This is a genomic window from Amycolatopsis roodepoortensis, assembly GCF_014873915.1.
Classification (GTDB): Bacteria; Actinomycetota; Actinomycetes; order Mycobacteriales; family Pseudonocardiaceae; genus Amycolatopsis; species Amycolatopsis roodepoortensis.
In genome coordinates this window covers 880,643-897,674 of sequence record NZ_JADBEJ010000004.1, presented here as the reverse complement: position 1 = coordinate 897,674, position 17,032 = coordinate 880,643, and the positions used below count along the sequence as shown (strand labels likewise).

Genomic DNA, 17,032 nt, shown 5'->3' with positions numbered 1-17,032 from the left:
CCGCTCGCCAACACCTCGGTAGCGTGTAACGATGACTGACGATTAGGGAGGTTTCCCCATGTGCGGGCGTTATGCCGCGACCAAGGACCCGGCGGCGCTGATCGACGAGTTCGCCGCGGTGGACCTGACCGAGGGCCGGGTCCGGACCGACCACAACGTGGCGCCGACCAAGGTCGTGCCCACCGTCGTGCAGCGGCATCCGCGTGACGCGGACGGCGCGGTGCTCGAAGACGAGCCCGCCGTGCGATCGCTGCGGATGATGCGCTGGGGGCTGGTCCCGTTCTGGGCGAAGGATCCCGGCGTCGGCTCGAAGATGATCAACACGCGCGCCGAGACCGCGAAGGAGAAGCCGTCGTTCAAGAAGGCGGTTTCCGCGCGGCGGTGCCTCGTTCCCGCCGACGGCTGGTTCGAGTGGCGGCGCGACGGCAAGGAGAAGCAGCCCTTCTTCATGACCGGACCGGGTGACGAGTCGCTCGCGTTCGCCGGGATCTGGGAGACCTGGCGGCCGAAGGACGACAAAGAGGCCGACCCGCTGATCACCTTCTCCGTGATCACCACCGACTCGGTCGGCAGGCTCACCGACATCCACCACCGCATGCCGCTGCTGATGCCGCGCGAAAAGTGGGACACCTGGCTCGACCCGGATCGTGCCGACGTCACCGACCTGCTCGTCCCGCCGCCGGCGGACCTGGTCGACACGATCGAGCTGCGGCCGGTGTCCAGCCTGGTCAACAACGTCCGCAACAACGGCCCGGAGCTGGTGGACCGCGTCGAACCCGCCACCGAAAGCCCGCTCTTCGAGCTGCCGAACTCATGACGAAGCTGGAGATCGACACCGCCTACGGCCCCGCGCGGGCCGAGTTGCACTGTGCCGAGGAGGGCGTCGCGGTGCTGATGCTCGGCCACGGCGCGGGCGGGGGGATCGGCGCGAAGGACCTGGTGGCGGTCACCCGTGCGGCGCAGGCCGCCGGTGTCCACGTCGCGCTCGTGGAGCAGCCGTACCGGGTGGCAGGCCGCCGGGCGCCCGCTCCCGCCACCCAGCTCGACACCGCCTGGCTCACCGTCGCCGACGAGATCTCCGCGCGCTTCGACGATCTGCCGCTCGTGTTCGGCGGCCGGTCGTCCGGGGCCCGCGTCGCCTGCCGGACCGCCGCGACGGGGCAGGCGGTGGCCGTGCTCTGCCTGGCCTTCCCCGAGCATCCGCCGGGGAAGCCGGAGAAGTCCCGGCAGGGTGAGCTCGACGCCGTCGAGGTCCCGACCCTGGTGGTGCAGGGCGACCGTGACCCGTTCGGCCTGCCCAAGGCGGGGCCGCATCACGAGATCGTGGTGCTCAAGGGCGACCACAACCTCAGCGCCGACCTCGAAGGCGTGTCACGCGCGGCCGCCGAGTGGCTGGAGCGTGTGCTGCGGCCGCTCACCTGAGAGCCGCCGCCGGGCGTAGTGCACGGTGACCGCCGCCAGCAGCGGGCCCCAGAGCAGGAGCGGCGCGTAACAGGCCGCCATGACGACGCCGTAGACCGGCGAGTCTTCCCAGCTCCCCGGACCCATCGAGGAACCGGCCTCCGCCCAGCCGAACAATCCCTGGACACCCAGCCCGGTCAGCGCGATCGCGCCCGCGGCGGCCGGGAGGATCGCCGCGAGCGGCGGGATCCGCCGTCCGCGCAGCCCCGGGATCCAGCGCGGCCACACCTCACCCCACGGCCGGACGAGCCCGAGGGTGAGGAACGCGAGCGCTTCGGCGAGCAGGCTCAGCCCGAAGACGTAGGCCGTGCCCCAGCCGGGGATGCCGAACTCGTCCAGCCCCTGCGCGGTGAACCCGACCGGGATGCCGAGGCCCATCGCGACCCGCCACAGCCCGGAGGGCAACGTCACCAGCAGCGTCGCGTGGGCGGCGAGGTTCGCCCATCTCGGCACGTCGGGCACGGTCTTGGTCATTTCGTCGCTCCCTGGAGTCGTCTTTCGCTTGCCGACGACGATTCCCGGGTGCGGCCGCGTGATCTTCCCGCTGCGGACCGACTCCCCTCCCTCGCATGGGTGAGTCTCTTCCCGCATTTCGTCCTCTGGATGCGGTAGTTGCACGCGCAAGGACCGCATTCAGAGAACTAAATGCGGAAGGTCAGCCCGCGATCGGGGCGACCACGGCGCCGGTGAGCCTCACCAGGTCGCCGGGCGCGAGCTCGACCTCCAGCCCGCGCCGCCCGGCCGAGCAGTGCACGGTCTCGAACTTCTCCGCCGACGAGTCGATCACCACCGGCAGCCTGCTCCGGTGCCCGAGCGGCGAGATCCCGCCGAGCACGTAACCCGTCGCGCGCTGCGCGGCGGCGGGGTCGGCCATCTTCGCCTTCTTCCCGCCCGCGGCGGCCGCCAGCGCCTTCAGATCCAGCTGGCCGGTGACCGGGACCACGCCGACGGTCAGTTTCCCGTCGACCTCGGCGACCAGTGTCTTGAACACGCGCGCGGGGTCGAGCCCCAGCGCTTCGACGGCTTCGAGACCGTACGACTCGGCCCGCGGGTCGTGGTCGTAGGCGTGCAGAACATGCGCCACTTTCTGCTTCGCCAGCAGCGCCGTCGCCGGGGTTCCCTTGCCTGCCATGGGCGAAGTCTACGAGCGGGCGGGAATGCCCGAATGGGCGTCGCTGTTGAAAGCCACGTGTCCACCACACTCGAAGCTCCCCGAATCCTGATCCCGCGCACGCCGGGCGGCCAGGTGATCCGCCCGCGCGTAAACTCGACGACGTCTCATGCGCACAAGCGCATCGACGCCGATCGGGAAGGGAACGGTTTGCCGAGCACGCAGAATCCCGCGCCGGACACGGGCACGGACGCCGAAGAGGCGGCCGCGCGGGCCGAGCGCTTCGAGCGGGACGCGATGCCCCTGCTCGACCAGCTGTACTCGGCCGCCATGCGGATGACCCGGAATCCCGCCGACGCCGAGGACCTCGTCCAGGAGACGTACCTGAAGGCGTACGCGGCCTTCGCGTCTTTCAAGGCGGGCACGAACCTCAAGGCGTGGATGTACCGCATCCTCACGAACACCTACATCAACGGCTATCGCAAGCGGCAGCGCCAGCCGGTGCAGCAGCCCACCGAGGAGATCACCGACTGGCAGATCGCCAAGGCGGAGAGTCACACCTCCAGCGGGCTGCGCTCGGCCGAGGTCGAGGCGATGGACAACCTGCCCGACGCCGACGTCAAGGAAGCGCTGCAGAAGCTGCCGGAGGAGTTCCGCCTCGCGGTCTACCTCGCCGATGTCGAAGGTTTCGCGTACAAGGAGATCGCCGAGATCATGGACACGCCCATCGGCACCGTGATGTCCCGGCTGCACCGCGGCCGCGCCCAGCTCCGTGACCTGCTCGCCGACGTCGCCCGCGAGCGGGGCTTCATCCGCTCCGGCAAGCAGCAGGAGGTGGCGGGGCGATGACCGAGGACTACTGCGCCGGCGCGGACGACAAGGTCAGGTGCGAGGAAGCCCTCGCCGACATCTACCTGCTGCTGGACAAGGAGTGCAGCGCCGAGCGCGACGCCGCCCTGCGCAAGCACATCGAGGACTGCCCGCCGTGCCTCGAGGAATACGGCATCGACGAGCACATCAAGCAGCTCCTCGCCCGCAAATGCGGCGGTGACCACGCGCCGGACGACCTCAAGTCCCGGCTGCGGGCCTCGATCCGCCAGACCGTGCAGACCAAGGGCTCGCTGACCATCGAGCGCACCGAGGTCAAGATCGAGCAGACCTTCGAATAAGCGGCTCAGGACACACGAAGGCCCCCGTACCGATCGGTGCGGGGGCCTTCGCCGTCTGATCGAATGATCAGGAGTTGGGCTTCTTGCCGTGGTTCGCGCCGTTCTTCTTACGGTCGCGACGCTTGCGGGCGCGCTTCGACATGTTTCACTCCTCGTCCGAGTGGCCCTCGCGGGGTGATACGACACCGCTGGGCCAGGGTCAACCTCTCCAGTGTGTCATGCGGCCCTCACCCTGCTTGGATGGGGACGTGTCCACCCTTTCCGATCTGCTCGCGGAGAACACCGGCCTGTCCGGTGAGGCCGCGGACCATCTCCAGACCGTGGTCGCCGAATGGCAGCTCCTGGCCGACCTGTCCTTCGCCGACTTCCTGCTGTGGGTCGCCGTCTCGGAGGAGTTGCAACCCGACGGCGGCGACTACGTGTGCGTCGCCCACGCGCGCCCGACGACTGCACCGACGGCCCATCCGGAGGACGTCGTCGGCTCCCGGTTCACCGTGGACGAGCATCCGCAGCTGGCCAAGGCGAGCCGCGAGGTGCGGATCTGCCGTGAGGAGGACCCGCACTGGTACCGCGACCTGCCGATGCGCCGCGAGGCCATCCCGGTGGTGTTCGGCGGCACGGTGATCGCCGTCCTCAGCCGCGAGACCAACCTGGCGGCCTCGCGGGTGCCCAGCCCGCTCGAGATCGCGTATCTCGGCAGCGCGGGCGACCTGTGTCAGATGATCGTCGACGGCACCTTCCCCAGTCCGGGTAACCAGACGGACACGCACACGAGTCCCCGGGTCGGCGACGGCCTGATCCGCCTCGATCCGACCGGCACGGTGGTCTTCGCCAGCCCGAACGGGTTGTCGGCCTATCACCGGATGGGGCACGAGTCCGATCTCGTCGGGCAGCGCCTGGCGCCGCTGACCAGGTCGCTCATCCGTGACCCGTTCGACGCGACCGAGGTGTCGCACCGGATCATCGAGGCGCTCGACGGCAAACCCAGCAGCCGGACGGAGGCGGATTCCCGGCGCGGTGCCGTCGTGCTCTTCCGTGCGCTGCCGCTGCGCCCCGCCGGGCAGGCCGCGGGCGCGCTGGTGCTGGTGCGCGACGTCACCGAGGTGAAGCGCCGTGACCGCGCTCTCCTTTCGAAGGACGCGACCATCCGCGAGATCCACCATCGCGTGAAGAACAACCTGCAGACCGTCGCCGCGCTGCTGCGGCTCCAGTCGCGCCGGACCTCCAGCGAGGAGGCGCGGCTCGCGCTCGGCGAGTCCGTGCGCCGGGTCTCGTCGATCGCGATGGTGCACGAGGCGCTGTCCATCTCGGTGGACGAGCGGGTCGATCTCGACAAGCTGCTCGACAACGTCCTCCCGATGGTCGGCGAGGTCGCGACGGCGGAATCGCAGGTCGGGCTCTCGCGCACCGGCTCGTTCGGGGTCGTCGTCGCCGAGATCGCGACGCCGTTGGTGATGGTGCTGGCCGAACTCGTCCAGAACGCCATCGAGCACGCGTTCCCCGACGGACGGCCGGGCAAGGTCGAGCTCGTGGTGGAACGCTCCGCCCGCTGGCTCGACGTCGTCATCCGCGACAACGGGCGCGGGCTTCCCTCGGGTTTCTCGCTGGAACGCAGCGACGGCCTCGGGCTCCAGATCGTGCGGACCCTGGTGGAGTCGGAGCTGCGCGGATCGCTGTCGATCCGGGGGCTGCGCGGGGATTCGGAGGAGGCCGGCGGGCGGCGGCTGGGAACCGAAGCGGCGCTGCGGATCCCGTTGTCGCGACGTCTCTAGTGGACTGTCGCGTTTGATCGTCCACAAGGGACAGTCTTATCCGGACACGTTTTAGGGCCGGCGCCCGAAGAGAAGTGGCGCCGGCCCTGTAACGGTTCCGCGGGAGGACTTGGAAAAAGTCCACTGAAGCCATACCCCCGTGAGGGCGTGTCGGCCTCGCTTGTTAAGCTCAAGTCGGGTACGTGTCACCTCACAGCGCACGGCCATACAGCCATTGCACCGCGGGAGTTTCCCGAAGCTTGGGGTCTTGCTCAGTTGTGTGTGATGCGATGAAGCGTGCTGAGTCCGAAAGACTCAGGCGGAGGTACGCGTGCCGATGTGCGTACGACGGCGCTTCAGGGCCCGTCGCTCGTCCTCGCTCATCCCGCCCCAAACGCCTGCGTCCTGCCCGCTGGCCAATGCCCAGGCCAAGCAGTCGGAAGCGACGGTGCAGCGGTGGCACACGGCCTTCGCCTGCGCTACCTGCGACAGAGCAGGACCGCTGGTTCCCACGGGGAAGAACAGCTCGGGGTCCTCGTCTCGGCAGGCCGCGTCGTGGCGCCAGTCCATGTTTCTGAGCTCCTTCATAACGGCGCGGTACTCCGCGCCATAGTCGTCATGGCGGTCGTTTTTTTGGATGCTTGTGAATGCTTTCACGAAGCACCCGTTTCGACAAGGGTTTTCTGAAGATCGGTGAGTCAGCTCACCCGGCCGAGCGACGCTTCTGACCTGCGGTTTCGTTCCGAAACAGCCTTCCGAAGGGAAGGCCGATGCGGTGAGCGGAGGTTCTGCGTCGATGAGCGGCAGTTCGTACTTTGCCGCAGGCGATCAGCGGTCCGGTCGTCAGACGATTACCGTCAGTGCTTCCGGGACGCTGAAGAACTCCACCCTCTTCCGCTGGCCGACGAGGTCGCCGTCCACCTGGAAGTTTACCGGTTCAGCAGCGTCTATGCGGATCATCGGCAGGTCATCGTGACGAAGGAGACGTCGCCCGCGTTGATCGCTCTTAGTGAGCAATGCCTGCCGTACATGCTTGAACACGGTGGGCAACCCCAGACCGCTCAACGCGAAAAGGCCCAATCCGGTGTCGAACGAGCTGTCCGGGTTCAGGTGGACGGGACGGTTGCCCAGGTAGCTCCACGGATCGGTGTTAGACACGAAAGCGGTCAGCACTTCGGTGGGCTCTTCACCCGGGATCCGGACCGTCAGGGGCGGACGGCCCAGCGGAGGCCGCAGATGCGACGCCACCGCGGCCCTCAGGTAGAGCCCCGCGGTGGTCTGCTTGCCCCGGCGCTTGGCCACGCGGCCGACGACGTCGGCGTCCCAGCCGAGGCCGGCGTTGAAGGTGAACCAGTGGCCGTCGGCGATCCCGAGGCCGACCTTGCGGCTCCGGTCGTTCTCGATGGCGTTGAGGAGCTGATGGGTCGCTTCCACGGGATCGTGGGCGATACCCAGCGCCCTGGCGAAGACGTTCGCCGAGCCGCCCGGCACGACACCGAGCATGGGGGCACCGCCGACCTTCGCCGGATCACCGTCGGAGTCCGCGAGCAGCCCGTTGACCACTTCGTTGACCGTGCCGTCGCCGCCGTGGGCGACCACCAGGTCGATCCCGTCGCGGGCGGCGGACCGGGCGACGGCCATCGCGTGGCCGCGGTAGTCGGTCTCCACCACGTCGAGTTTCACCTGGCTGGCCAGTGCGTGCGCCAGCACGTCACGGCCACCGGCGGTGGTCGAGGTGGCCTGGGGGTTCACGACGAGGATGGCACGCACATACCGCAGGGTAAGTGACTCCGGCCCGAAGGTGTGAGCTTCACGTGACGCGAAGCTCAGCCGTGCGGAGCGTCCTCGAGGCAGCACCGTATGGCCCTGTGGCGGGCGTCCCTCCTCACTGTCGGCTGGTGACAGCGCGTCGTGACAAGTGCACCCGGGCCGACCGCCCGCTCATCGACGACACCGCCAATTCTTCCCATGCGGCGGCGAGGGGGAACCGGCCGACCGGGTGGCATACGATCGAAAGTGCTCACGTACGGTGACCCGCCCTGGTGGAGCGCCGTGTCCGGAAGCCTGGAAGGCTGTTTCGCCGTGTCCATCGCCGACAAGCTCTCGCCCGCGCCCCGTGAAGTCCGCCTCGCCGGGGCCGTCACCGCGCTGCCGGGGCTCGCCCTGATCGTGTTCGCGATCCTGCTCCTGGTCAACGGCCAGGCCGGACCGGAGAACCTCCTGGCCGAAGTCGCCTATTACCTCGTCCTCGCCGCCGGAACGCTGGCCTGCGCGGCCGGCCTGATGATGGGGAAGACCTGGGCGAGGTCGCCCGGCGTCGTCGTCGCGCTGATCCTGGTCGGCGTCGGCTGGTACGGCGCGGGCCCGTCCGGGCAGCCGGTATGGGGGGTGCCGCTCGCGCTGATCGGCGTCGCCGTCATCGTGCTGCTGTTCCGCCGCCCCTCGCGCGCGTGGGCGCTGGGGATGCAGGAGGGCGAGAGCGAGGAAGAAGCCGCCGAGCGTGACGGCGCCGCGGGCCGCGCGGCGCGTCGCGAGCGCGAGGAACGCGACTCCTGAACTCCGCACTCGCGTGCTTGAAGGCGTAACTCACGTGCTTGAAGGCGTAACTCGCGTGATTGAGGCCGCATCTGCGAGTGTCGCCTTCAGACACGCGAGTTACGCCCCTGATCACGCGAGTTACGCCTTCGCGCTCGCTAGACCTGGGCGGCGAGCGCCTTCAGCGGTTCGTCGGTGAGACGGTCGACGGTCCATTCGTCCATCGGCACCGCGCCGAGGGACTTGTAGAACCCCTGCGCCGGGTTCCAGTTGAGCACCGACCACTCCAGACGGGCGTAGCCGCGCTCGACGCAGACCTCGGCGAGGGTGGCCAGGAGCGCCTTGCCGAGGCCGGAGCCGCGCTGCTCGGGGCGGACGTAGAGGTCCTCCAGGTAGATGCCGTGCACGCCGCGCCAGGTGGAGAAGTTGAGGAACCAGAGCGCGTAGCCGACGATCTCGCCGTCCACCTCGGCGACGTGCCCGAACAGGGCAGGGGCCTCGCCGAACAGCGCCGTGCGCAACTGTCCGGGGGTGAGGTGGCACTCGTCCGGGGCGCGTTCGAACTCGGCGAGGTCGTAGACGAGCTGGACGACGGCGTCCACGTCTTCTTCGCGGATGCGCCGGATACGGTCGTCCACTAGTCCTCCGTGGTGGGGAGCAGGTTGAGGTGTTCGATCTGCGGCTCGCCGCGTTCGTCGCCGAGCACCGCGACGCCGGCCGGGTCGAGTCCGAAGTGGACGCCCGCGGTAGACGGCAGGCCGATCCAGCGCGCGACCAGGACACGGCTGAAATGCCCGTGGCCGACGAGGATCACGTCACCCTCGCCGAGCGGTTCGCGGACGCGTTCGATCAGCTTGTCCGCGCGGGCGTTGACGTCCTCCGCGCTTTCGCCGCCGGGGATCGGATGCGACCAGACCGTCCATCCGGGAACGGTCTCGCGGATCGTCGGCGTGGTGATGCCCTCGTAGTCGCCGTAGTCCCATTCGGCCAGTTCTTCGGTGACCTCGTCGACGCGCAGGCCTGCCAGTTCGGCCGTCCGCAGCGCGCGGGTGCGGGGGCTGGAGAGGACGAGCGCCGGGTTGCCGCCGAGCACCGCGCGCAAGGTGCCACCCGCGGCGCGGGCCTGCCCTTCGCCCGCGGTCGTGAGCGGGATGTCGGTGCGTCCGGTGTGCCGTCCGTTGACGGACCACTCGGTCTGGCCGTGCCGGAGGAGGAAGAGCCGATGTGCCACGTTGCGAATATAGCCTGCGGTCCGGTTATGCTACTGGTGAGTAACATGATGAGGAGACCGTGATGGCGCAGAATCCGACCTACGCGATGTGGAACCGGCTGGCGGGCAAGCCGGTCGGCAAACAGCTGTTCTCGGCGGCGATGTGCCTGCGTGTGCCGTACTTCCGGACGGTGCTCCCGTCGGTGCGCGAACTGCGCCCCGGCCGGTGCGAGGTGACGTCCCCGAAGTGGTGGGGTGTTTACAACCACATCAAGACTTTTCACGCGATCGCGGCATGCAACCTGGCCGAGATCGCCATGGGCATGCTCGCCGAGGCGACCGTCCCGACGACGCATCGCTGGCTGCCCAAGGGCATGACGGTCGAGTACGTGGCGAAGGCCGAGACGAGCCTGCGCGCGGTCGCGGAACTGCCGGAGTTGCCGGAATTCGGCGACGAGGGCTTCGAGCTGCCCGTGCCGGTGACGATCACGGACACGAACGGGAAGCCCGTCGTGACCGCGACCATCACGATCTGGGTGACCAAGAAGAAGTAGGCACCCTCCGCTCCCGGCCCTCGCGGATGCCCTTCACGTGACCAGGCGGACGACACGCGTGTCTAGACGGACGACACGTGTGATCAGACGGACGGCTCGCGGCGGACCTCCGCCGCGGGGGAGTCGGCCACCTGATCACGAGAATCGGCCATCCAATCACGAGTGTCGTCCGCCGGATCACGCGTGTCGTCCGTCCAGTCACGTGTGTCGTCCGGCGGCGCACCGGCGGGGGCACCCCAAGGCGCGCTCAGCGCCCTTTCTCGCGCGTTTAGTCCTCTGGAAGAGGTCCTTGCGCGTGCAACTACCGCATCCAGAGGACTGAACGCGGGTCGTCAGAGGGGTTTGAACTGCACGTAGGTCGACATCTTGAAGGAGTTCCGCCCGCTGGCGGAGGGGAGACCGAGCAATTCGTCGGCCAATTGCGCCAGCGGGCCGCAACCGGTCGTGCGCGGCAGGGCGAGCTGGGTGTCGACGACGCCGAACTTCACCGTCGTGGGGTTCTGTGAGATCACCTCGAACGGCACCGCGGGATCGTCCTTGACCACCGAATGCAGTGGCGCGTCGAGGGTGCCGATCGTGCATTCCTTAGGCAGCAAGGGATGCCGCAGGACGCCGTAGAGATCCAGCTCGCCGCGGCGCTCGTCGTCCGACAGGAAGTCCGAGTAGCCGCCGTACTTCAGCTGCAGGCTCGCGCCGAAAGTGCCGCGGACGCGGGCCGGAGCGTGCCGTAGTTCACCGAACACCTGCGCGTACTTTCCGTCCACTTTGCCTTCGGAAAACGTCAGGCGCATCTCCCCGAGCGGGATCTCGCGGGCGCCGATGGTCAGGGCTCCTTGGGAGACAAAGGCTTCGCAGCGCCAGGTGCCCGGGTCCGCGTTGGCGGGCGGGGCGGGGCAGGCGGAGAAATCGAAATCGGGCAAACCCGCTGCGGAAGCATGGCCGGGGAAGGCGAAGAGGGCGGCTGCGGACAGTACTGCCGCGGTCGCGGCGAGAAGACGTCTCATGACTCGAAAGAGTGGTCCGTGCCGGTTCGAGTCACATCGGGGAAACCACCCAAGGGACCCCTGAATCGCCACGTTCGAGTGAAAATAAACGGTGTTTACCCAGCTGACGCGAATCTGCTTCGGATTCGCCCTTGAAGACGGCTCGGACAGCGGGCGATCATCGGCCCATGTCCCCACTGTCGCGCCGCGGGTTCCTCGGGTTCACCGCGCTCAACTCCGCCGCCGCCCTCGGGCTCACCACCATTTCCACCGCACAGGCCGGGGAATCGTCCCAGGGCTTCTCGACGGCCGTGGTCGTCGGCACCGGATACGGCGCCGCGGTGACCGCGCTGCGGCTCGGGGAAGCCGGGATTCCGACGGTCATGCTCGAAATGGGCAAACTCTGGGCCGACCCCGGCCCGGACGGAAAGATCTTCTGCGACATGCTCCGGCCGGACCGGCGCGCCGCGTGGTTCAAGAACCGCACGCAGGCCCCGCTCGCGTCGTTCCTCTGGATGGACCTGGCCAACCGGGACATCAAGCGGTATCCCGGCGTGCTCGACAGGGTCGACCACGGCGACATGTCCGTCTACGTCGGACGCGGGGTCGGCGGCGGTTCGCTGGTCAACGGCGCGATGGCCGTGACGCCGAAGCGGTCGTACTTCGAGGAGATCCTGCCCGCCGTCGACGCGGACGAGATGTACGGGAAGTACTTCCCCCTGGCCAACCGGGCCCTCGGCGTGAACCACATCGACCCGCGGTGGTTCGAAACCTGCCGTTCCTACCGCTACGCGCGGGTTTCCCGGAAGGCCGCGACGCGGGCCGGGCTCAAGACGGTGTTCGTGCCCAGCGTCTACGACTTCGAGTACATGAAGCGGGAAGAAGCCGGCACGGTGCCGAGGTCGGCACTGGCGTCCGAGGTCATCTACGGCAACAACCACGGCAAACGATCGCTCGACAAGACCTACCTCGCGGCCGCGCTGGGCACCGGGAACGTGACCATCAAGACACTGCATCAGGTTCGCGGGATCACCCGGCAGACCGACGGCACGTACGTCCTAACCGTGCACGAGACCGCCGAAGACGGCTCGGTCGTCGCGCGGAAGCAACTCGGCGCGAAGTACCTGTTCCTCGGCGCCGGCAGCCTCGGTTCGACGGAACTGCTCGTGCGGGCAAGGGAAACCGGGACGCTGCCCGGACTGAACGACGAGGTCGGCCGCGGCTGGGGCACCAACGGCAACGTGATGCTGGGCCGCGCGAACCACGCCTGGGACATCGGCGGATCACTGCAATCGGGCATGCCCGCGCTCGGCATCGACGCGTGGGACGACCCGGTGAACCCGGTCTTCGCCGAGGTCGCGCCGGTGCCCGCCGGGGTCGAGACGTGGCTGAGCCTCTACCTGGCGATCACGAAGAACCCCGAACGCGGCCACTTCACCTATGACGCCGCCACCGACTCCGTGCGGCTTCGCTGGAACGCCGCACAGGGGAAGCCGTCGATCGACGCGGCGAAGTCGTTGTTCGACAAGGTCAACCGGGCGAACCGCACGATCTACCGCAGTGACCTGTTCGGGGATACGCGGTCGTTCGAGAACCGGTTCACCTATCACCCGCTGGGCGGATTGGTGCTGGGTGAGGCCACCGACCTGTACGGCCGGGTGAAGGGCTACCGGAACCTCTACGTCACCGACGGGTCCCTGATCCCGGGCAGTACCGGCGTGAACCCCTTCGTGACGATCACCGCGCTGGCGGAACGGAACGTGGAACGGGTGCTGCGCGAGGACGTGACGCGCTGACTCAGTCCGCGGCCCGCAGCTTCTCGTAGTAGGCCACGCAGGCGTCGTACTGGGGCAGCAACCCCTGTTCCAGTGCCTCTTTCAGGTAGGGCGCCGTGGTGTCCTTTTCGGACACCACGGGCTCGATGTCCTGCGGCCAGGGCAGCGCGAGATCGGCGTCCATCGGGTTGACACCGTGTTCGCCCGTCGGGTTGTACGGCTCGGAGCAGAGGTAGGCCATGATGGTTCCGTCTTCGAGCGCCATGAAGGCGTGGCCGAGGCCTTCGGCGATGTAGACCGCTTTGTACTCGGAGCTGTCGAGCAGCACGGACGTCCATTCACCGAAAGTGGGCGAGCCGACGCGGAGGTCCACGATGACGTCCAGCATCGAACCGCTCGGGCAGTAGACGTATTTCGCCTGGCCGGGCGGGGTGTCCGCGAAGTGCACGCCACGGATGGACCCGCGCCGCGAAACGCTGGTGTTGGTCTGCCCGAGGCGAAGCCGGTGCCCGACCGCGTCGACGAACGCTTCTTCCTGGTACGGCGCCACGAACAGGCCGCGGTGATCGGGGAAAACCCGCGGGGTGAATTCGAAACAGTCGGGGATGCTGAGGCGCCTGGCATGCATGACCTCAATGCTAACGAGCCCTTCCCAAACCGGATGGACGTCTTGCGAAAGGTCTCTTGAGCTGCGGAAAGCCGGGCCGGTCTGTGACATGAACCGCACCAGAGGGGCACACTGGTCCGCACGCCTGTCACAATGATCTGACCGCTGCGTCCGCGGCCGTCGCCACACCCACGGCACCGATGGCCGATTGGACGCTTCGCCGACAGGCCGGCGCTACCGCGCTGGGCTGCCGTGTCGGAGGACGAGTTACCCCAGGTGGCCGGGCCATGCCCAGTTTTGGCCTGCTCACCGGCCAGTTCCCCCGCTCGCAGTCCCAGGAGAAGAAATCCCATGACCTTCGCTCGAATCGAGACTCCGCCGTCCTTAGACACGGCGGAAGCAATGACGGGAACCACGATGACCACGCCAGTGACGGACACCGAGATCTTCGAGGGCCACGAGGGCGGCAAGCTCTCCGTGGCCGCGACGCGCCCGATCTCCTCGCCCCGTGACCTTTCGGTCGCGTACACGCCTGGCGTGGCGAAGGTGAGCCGTGCGATCGCCGAGGACGCGGCCAAGGCGAAGCGGTACACGTGGGCGGACAGGCTGGTCGTGGTGGTCAGTGACGGTACGGCGGTGCTCGGCCTCGGTGACATCGGCGCGAGCGCCTCGCTGCCGGTCATGGAGGGCAAGTCGGTCCTGTTCAAGACCTTCGGCGGCCTCGACTCGATCCCGCTGGTGCTCGACACCACCGACGTCGACGAGATCATCGAGACCCTGGTCCGGCTGCGCCCGTCGTTCGGCGCGGTGAACCTGGAGGACATCTCGGCGCCGCGCTGCTTCGAGCTGGAGGACCGCCTCAAGGAGGCCCTCGACTGCCCGGTCATGCACGACGACCAGCACGGCACGGCGATCGTCACGCTGGCCGCGCTGCGCGGGGCGAACCAGGTCCTCGGCAAGGACATCTCCGGCCAGCGCGTGGTCGTCTCGGGAGCGGGCGCGGCGGGGGTGGCCTGCGCCAGGATCCTGCAGAACGCCGGCGTCGCGGACGTCACCGTGCTCGACTCGCGCGGCATCATCCACTCCGGCCGCGAGGGCCTGAACCCGATCAAGCAGAAGCTCGCCGAGACCACGAACACGGCCGGTCTGCGCGGCGGCCTCGGCGAGGCGCTGCGGGGTGCCGACGTCTTCCTGGGCCTGTCCGGGGCGACCATCGACGAGACCCTGCTGGCCGGGATGGCCGACGACGCGATCGTCTTCGCGCTGTCGAACCCCGATCCGGAAGTCCACCCGGTCGCGGCGTCGCGGTACGCCAAGATCGTGGCGACCGGGCGCAGCGACTTCCCGAACCAGATCAACAACGTGCTGGCGTTCCCCGGCGTCTTCCGTGGCGCGCTGGACTCCGGCGCCCGGGCGATCACGGAGAACATGAAGCTGGCCGCGGCCGAAGCGATCTTCGCCGTCGCGCAGGACGACCTCGGCCCGGACCGGATCGTCCCGAGCCCGCTGGACCCGCGTGTCGCGCCGGAGGTGGCGGCGGCCGTCGCGAAGGCGGCGGAGGCCGACGGCGTGGTGTGACGGCCGCTTTCACGCTCGCTCACACGTTATGAAAGGCCCCTTCATGGCGAATTCGCCATGAAGGGGCCTTTCATAACGTGTGGGGGTCGCGCACGTCAGCCGGTAGGGATGGACAGATCGGCGCCGGGGACGAGGGCGGAACCGGTCAGCTGCGAGTCGGGCGAGTAGATCGTGCAGAAGATGGTGCGCACGCCGCCTTCCCAAGGTTCGCGCTCAGGCTTCAGGTAGCCCAGGGTGGTGTAGACACCTTCCGCGTTGAGCCGCGGAAGGTCCACGTTCTTGGCCGCGATCCGCTGACAGTGCTCCAAGGCTTCCGCTTTCATTTCCCCGCCACTGGGCCAGGGGCCGTCCGCCGCCGTGAAGGCCCCGAACACCTCGGTGGTGTGCGGGCTCTCGCATACGGCGAGTTCGACGCTTGTGACCGCGGCCATGGGCTGCTGCAGGCAATCTCCCGGCTTCAACGTGCAGATGTTGGCGTGTCCGGCCGGCGGGGTCGCGCAACTCGCGCTCGGGGGGCTCGCGGTGTGGCGGTCCAGGTCGCCCATGGTGTTCTTGGCCAGCGCGATCCAGCCGATGGTCCAGAACGCGGCGGCCGCGAGGCCGCCGATCGCCAGGCCCCGGCCCTGCTGTTTCCCAGGACCGGTCTGACTGAGCGCCATGATGCCCAGGATGAACGCGGGGAGCAACGGCAGCAGCAGGCAACCGGCCAGGCCCAGTACGAGCGCGGCGATCGCGAGGCCACTGGTCTTGGGGCGCTGAGGCGGAGGCCCCGGCGGGTAGGCGTACCCGTACGGCTGCGCTATCGGTGTTCCGGGGCCTTGAGGTTCGTACATGCGACTGAACCTAGGAAGGCCCCATGAAGTTCCGATGACACGCTCAGGCGAGCAGTTCCGCCAGCCGGTGCCGTGGCAGGTCGATCAGGCGCGCGTCCGTCAGGTCCGGCGGCACGTCCAGTGAGACGTTCGCGAGCCGCGCGTGCGCCCGGGTCAGCAGTTCTTCCTGGTGCTCGGCGGCGTCCGCGACGACGATGGCGTGCCGGTTGTCCGGGGTGCTCCGCAACAGCCGCAGCTTGTACTTCGCGCCGATGAGCCGGTTCAGCGCGGCCTGCGCCTCGGCGTTCGTCAGGTCGGGATGCGAATTCGGGACCAGCAGCGCCAGCCGTCGCGCGTTGGTGCCCAGCAGGGTCCGCAGCAGCCACGGTCCGGGGTCGGCCGAAAGGTCCATCGCGACCGCGTCGCCCTCGGGGCCGGACACGGACCAGTCGACCGGACGCGATTCTAGTGCCAGCCCGCCTTCGGTGGCGATCTCGTGCAGCTTGTCCAGCAGTGACGGCTTGGCCGCACCGGCGGATTCCACCGACTGCGGGCCGTGCGTGTAGATCGCGGCCTTCCCCTTGCCGCCGCGGTTCTTCTTCGATTTCGCGGTCGGCTGGCAGACGTAGAGGTCCGCCGCGCTCCCGATCGCCTGCGCGCCGAAGTACCGGTTGAAGTCCGGCAGGATCGCCTCGAACGTCAGCCCGAGCGTCGCGAGCGCCCGCTGCACCTGCGCGCCCAGAGCGGGATGGCGGGGGCTGTAGCCGTACGCGAGCAGCAGTCGCCCGTCCGAGGGTTCGGTGAGCGCCTGCACTCCGCGTGCCGCGAACAGGCCCATTCCTTCGGGGGTGTAAGGCGGATCACTGAACACGAGGTCCATCCGCCCGGTCACCGATGGCGGGAGGCCGACGCGCAGATCCGTGTGCAGGGTGCGGATGGACCGCTCGCTGAGTTCGTCGATGTAGGCGAGGACACGATCGTCGAGGTCGACGACGGTGAGGTCGGCGTCGGGCCGCAACGCGCGCACGGCCAGGGAAGTGAGGTCGTGGTCGCCGAGGAACAGCAGCTTCGCCGTGCCGAGGTCGTACCGCTCGTCCAGCCACAGCGCCCGGTTCAGCACCGTTTCCGGGGTCGCCTGGACGTGGTCGAGCGCGGCCAGCGGCGCGGGCACGTTCTCGACGTAGCTGGTGATGATCTTCAGCAGGTCGGGGTCGGATTTCCGCTCCCGCGCCCCGAAGTGCCCGTACTTCTCGCGCGCGGCGGGGGCCAGCCGGAAGCGGGACTCGTTCCGCTCGAGGTCGTCGCCGAGCGCGTTCAGGACGTCTTCGACGCTCCGGCGTGGCGCGGTGCTGATCCGGACCAGTTCGCCGAGGTCACGCCAATCCGTCCGGAGCAGGGAAATCACCTGATGGAGCGGTCGCACGTGGACACCGTGCGCCGCGAGGACGTCTTCGACGGAAGGACTCACGGGCAGCAGCCTAGTAAC

20 protein-coding genes are annotated in these 17,032 nt (G+C 68.6%); 9 read left to right on the top strand and 11 right to left on the bottom strand.

Translation table 11 applies throughout. The features are described from left to right. The first annotated feature begins 58 nt into the window (after window positions 1-58). Window positions 59-817, top strand: coding sequence for an SOS response-associated peptidase (locus tag H4W30_RS14925; protein WP_192743371.1), 759 nt, complete (start codon window positions 59-61; stop codon window positions 815-817). Beyond that, window positions 814-1,422 carry an alpha/beta hydrolase family protein gene (locus tag H4W30_RS14920; RefSeq protein ID WP_126735741.1) on the top strand — a complete coding sequence of 203 codons (609 nt, stop codon included), beginning with the start codon at window positions 814-816 and terminating at the stop codon, window positions 1,420-1,422. Before H4W30_RS14925 ends, H4W30_RS14920 begins: the two co-directional genes overlap by 4 nt. Here the strand turns inward: H4W30_RS14920 and H4W30_RS14915 are convergent. Together H4W30_RS14915 and ybaK are read right to left on the bottom strand one after the other, a co-directional pair. Then, on the bottom strand, window positions 1,372-1,935 hold the full coding sequence (locus H4W30_RS14915) for a hypothetical protein (protein WP_192743370.1): 564 nt from the start codon (window positions 1,933-1,935) through the stop codon (window positions 1,372-1,374). The two genes, H4W30_RS14920 and H4W30_RS14915, sit on opposite strands and share 51 nt — an antisense overlap. A 181-nt stretch (window positions 1,936-2,116) precedes the next feature. Beyond that, complete coding sequence (ybaK, locus tag H4W30_RS14910) at window positions 2,117-2,593, bottom strand: Cys-tRNA(Pro) deacylase (RefSeq protein ID WP_126735739.1); 477 nt, start codon at window positions 2,591-2,593, stop codon at window positions 2,117-2,119. 189 nt (window positions 2,594-2,782) lie between these two features. On the opposite strand from ybaK, the gene H4W30_RS14905 reads away from it, so the two are divergent. Both H4W30_RS14905 and rsrA read left to right on the top strand, forming a co-directional pair. Further along, window positions 2,783-3,421, top strand: coding sequence for a sigma-70 family RNA polymerase sigma factor (locus tag H4W30_RS14905; protein WP_126735738.1), 639 nt, complete (start codon window positions 2,783-2,785; stop codon window positions 3,419-3,421). Beyond that, window positions 3,418-3,741: a mycothiol system anti-sigma-R factor gene (gene rsrA / locus H4W30_RS14900; protein ID WP_126735737.1), complete on the top strand. Its 324-nt coding sequence runs from the start codon at window positions 3,418-3,420 to the stop codon at window positions 3,739-3,741. Before H4W30_RS14905 ends, rsrA begins: the two co-directional genes overlap by 4 nt. A gap of 67 nt (window positions 3,742-3,808) precedes the next feature. On the opposite strand, the gene H4W30_RS44705 is transcribed toward rsrA, so the two are convergent. Further along, window positions 3,809-3,883 carry a 50S ribosomal protein bL37 gene (locus tag H4W30_RS44705; protein ID WP_369299112.1) on the bottom strand — a complete coding sequence of 25 codons (75 nt, stop codon included), beginning with the start codon at window positions 3,881-3,883 and terminating at the stop codon, window positions 3,809-3,811. Window positions 3,884-3,989: 106 nt separating this feature from the next. Between H4W30_RS44705 and H4W30_RS14895 the strand changes: the two genes are divergently transcribed. Next, on the top strand, window positions 3,990-5,513 hold the full coding sequence (locus H4W30_RS14895; protein WP_192743369.1) for a sensor histidine kinase: 1,524 nt from the start codon (window positions 3,990-3,992) through the stop codon (window positions 5,511-5,513). Window positions 5,514-5,807: 294 nt separating this feature from the next. Here H4W30_RS14895 and H4W30_RS14890 read toward each other — a convergent pair whose 3' ends face one another. Both H4W30_RS14890 and H4W30_RS14885 read right to left on the bottom strand, forming a co-directional pair. Further along, window positions 5,808-6,062, bottom strand: a complete 255-nt coding sequence (locus H4W30_RS14890) for a WhiB family transcriptional regulator (RefSeq protein ID WP_007028999.1) — start codon at window positions 6,060-6,062, stop codon at window positions 5,808-5,810. Window positions 6,063-6,335: 273 nt separating this feature from the next. Further along, a complete protein-coding gene (locus tag H4W30_RS14885; RefSeq protein WP_126735735.1) occupies window positions 6,336-7,262 on the bottom strand; it encodes a diacylglycerol/lipid kinase family protein in 927 nt (308 codons plus the stop codon). Window positions 7,263-7,508: 246 nt separating this feature from the next. Here H4W30_RS14885 and H4W30_RS14880 point away from each other — a divergent pair, with 246 nt between their 5' ends. Further along, the gene (locus H4W30_RS14880; protein WP_126735734.1) at window positions 7,509-8,048 is read left to right on the top strand and encodes a hypothetical protein; all 540 of its coding nucleotides are present in this window, start codon (window positions 7,509-7,511) and stop codon (window positions 8,046-8,048) included. A gap of 137 nt (window positions 8,049-8,185) precedes the next feature. Here the strand turns inward: H4W30_RS14880 and H4W30_RS14875 are convergent, their stop codons facing one another. Together H4W30_RS14875 and H4W30_RS14870 are read right to left on the bottom strand one after the other, a co-directional pair. After that, window positions 8,186-8,665 carry a GNAT family N-acetyltransferase gene (locus H4W30_RS14875; RefSeq protein ID WP_192743368.1) on the bottom strand — a complete coding sequence of 160 codons (480 nt, stop codon included), beginning with the start codon at window positions 8,663-8,665 and terminating at the stop codon, window positions 8,186-8,188. Beyond that, entirely contained in the window at window positions 8,665-9,258 is a 594-nt protein-coding gene (locus H4W30_RS14870; RefSeq protein ID WP_192743367.1) for an acid phosphatase, read from the bottom strand. Before H4W30_RS14870 ends, H4W30_RS14875 begins: the two co-directional genes overlap by 1 nt. Window positions 9,259-9,320: 62 nt before the next feature. On the opposite strand from H4W30_RS14870, the gene H4W30_RS14865 reads away from it, so the two are divergent. After that, the gene (locus tag H4W30_RS14865) at window positions 9,321-9,791 is read left to right on the top strand and encodes a hotdog fold domain-containing protein (RefSeq protein ID WP_034305160.1); all 471 of its coding nucleotides are present in this window, start codon (window positions 9,321-9,323) and stop codon (window positions 9,789-9,791) included. A gap of 332 nt (window positions 9,792-10,123) precedes the next feature. On the opposite strand, the gene H4W30_RS14860 is transcribed toward H4W30_RS14865, so the two are convergent. Continuing rightward, window positions 10,124-10,795, bottom strand: a complete 672-nt coding sequence (locus tag H4W30_RS14860) for a hypothetical protein (RefSeq protein ID WP_192743366.1) — start codon at window positions 10,793-10,795, stop codon at window positions 10,124-10,126. A gap of 167 nt (window positions 10,796-10,962) precedes the next feature. Between H4W30_RS14860 and H4W30_RS14855 the strand changes: the two genes are divergently transcribed. Continuing rightward, the gene (locus H4W30_RS14855; protein ID WP_192743365.1) at window positions 10,963-12,570 is read left to right on the top strand and encodes a GMC oxidoreductase; all 1,608 of its coding nucleotides are present in this window, start codon (window positions 10,963-10,965) and stop codon (window positions 12,568-12,570) included. A 1-nt stretch (window position 12,571) separates the two neighbouring features. On the opposite strand, the gene H4W30_RS14850 is transcribed toward H4W30_RS14855, so the two are convergent. Then, window positions 12,572-13,177: a dTDP-4-dehydrorhamnose 3,5-epimerase family protein gene (locus H4W30_RS14850; RefSeq protein WP_192743364.1), complete on the bottom strand. Its 606-nt coding sequence runs from the start codon at window positions 13,175-13,177 to the stop codon at window positions 12,572-12,574. Between the two features lie 381 nt (window positions 13,178-13,558). Between H4W30_RS14850 and H4W30_RS14845 the strand changes: the two genes are divergently transcribed. Then, window positions 13,559-14,734 carry an NAD(P)-dependent malic enzyme gene (locus tag H4W30_RS14845; protein WP_192743363.1) on the top strand — a complete coding sequence of 392 codons (1,176 nt, stop codon included), beginning with the start codon at window positions 13,559-13,561 and terminating at the stop codon, window positions 14,732-14,734. 95 nt (window positions 14,735-14,829) lie between these two features. Here H4W30_RS14845 and H4W30_RS14840 read toward each other — a convergent pair whose 3' ends face one another. Together H4W30_RS14840 and H4W30_RS14835 are read right to left on the bottom strand one after the other, a co-directional pair. Further along, window positions 14,830-15,567, bottom strand: coding sequence for a DUF4190 domain-containing protein (locus H4W30_RS14840; protein WP_192743362.1), 738 nt, complete (start codon window positions 15,565-15,567; stop codon window positions 14,830-14,832). A 43-nt stretch (window positions 15,568-15,610) separates the two neighbouring features. Continuing rightward, window positions 15,611-17,014, bottom strand: coding sequence for a bis-aminopropyl spermidine synthase family protein (locus H4W30_RS14835; RefSeq protein WP_192743361.1), 1,404 nt, complete (start codon window positions 17,012-17,014; stop codon window positions 15,611-15,613). Between the last annotated feature and the right edge of the window lie 18 nt (window positions 17,015-17,032).

Excerpts from the sequence above, each read along its gene's own strand:
- H4W30_RS14925 (WP_192743371.1), top strand. The coding sequence starts at position 59 with ATGTGCGGGCGTTATGCCGCGACCAAGGACCCGGCGGCGCTGATCGAC.
- H4W30_RS14920 (WP_126735741.1), top strand. The coding sequence starts at position 814 with ATGACGAAGCTGGAGATCGACACCGCCTACGGCCCCGCGCGGGCCGAG.
- H4W30_RS14915 (WP_192743370.1), bottom strand. The coding sequence starts at position 1,935 with ATGACCAAGACCGTGCCCGACGTGCCGAGATGGGCGAACCTCGCCGCC.
- ybaK (WP_126735739.1), bottom strand. The coding sequence starts at position 2,593 with ATGGCAGGCAAGGGAACCCCGGCGACGGCGCTGCTGGCGAAGCAGAAA.
- rsrA (WP_126735737.1), top strand. The coding sequence starts at position 3,418 with ATGACCGAGGACTACTGCGCCGGCGCGGACGACAAGGTCAGGTGCGAG.
- H4W30_RS14890 (WP_007028999.1), bottom strand. The coding sequence starts at position 6,062 with ATGGACTGGCGCCACGACGCGGCCTGCCGAGACGAGGACCCCGAGCTG.
- H4W30_RS14865 (WP_034305160.1), top strand. The coding sequence starts at position 9,321 with ATGGCGCAGAATCCGACCTACGCGATGTGGAACCGGCTGGCGGGCAAG.
- H4W30_RS14860 (WP_192743366.1), bottom strand. The coding sequence starts at position 10,795 with ATGAGACGTCTTCTCGCCGCGACCGCGGCAGTACTGTCCGCAGCCGCC.
- H4W30_RS14855 (WP_192743365.1), top strand. The coding sequence starts at position 10,963 with ATGTCCCCACTGTCGCGCCGCGGGTTCCTCGGGTTCACCGCGCTCAAC.
- H4W30_RS14850 (WP_192743364.1), bottom strand. The coding sequence starts at position 13,177 with ATGCATGCCAGGCGCCTCAGCATCCCCGACTGTTTCGAATTCACCCCG.
- H4W30_RS14845 (WP_192743363.1), top strand. The coding sequence starts at position 13,559 with ATGACGGGAACCACGATGACCACGCCAGTGACGGACACCGAGATCTTC.
- H4W30_RS14840 (WP_192743362.1), bottom strand. The coding sequence starts at position 15,567 with ATGTACGAACCTCAAGGCCCCGGAACACCGATAGCGCAGCCGTACGGG.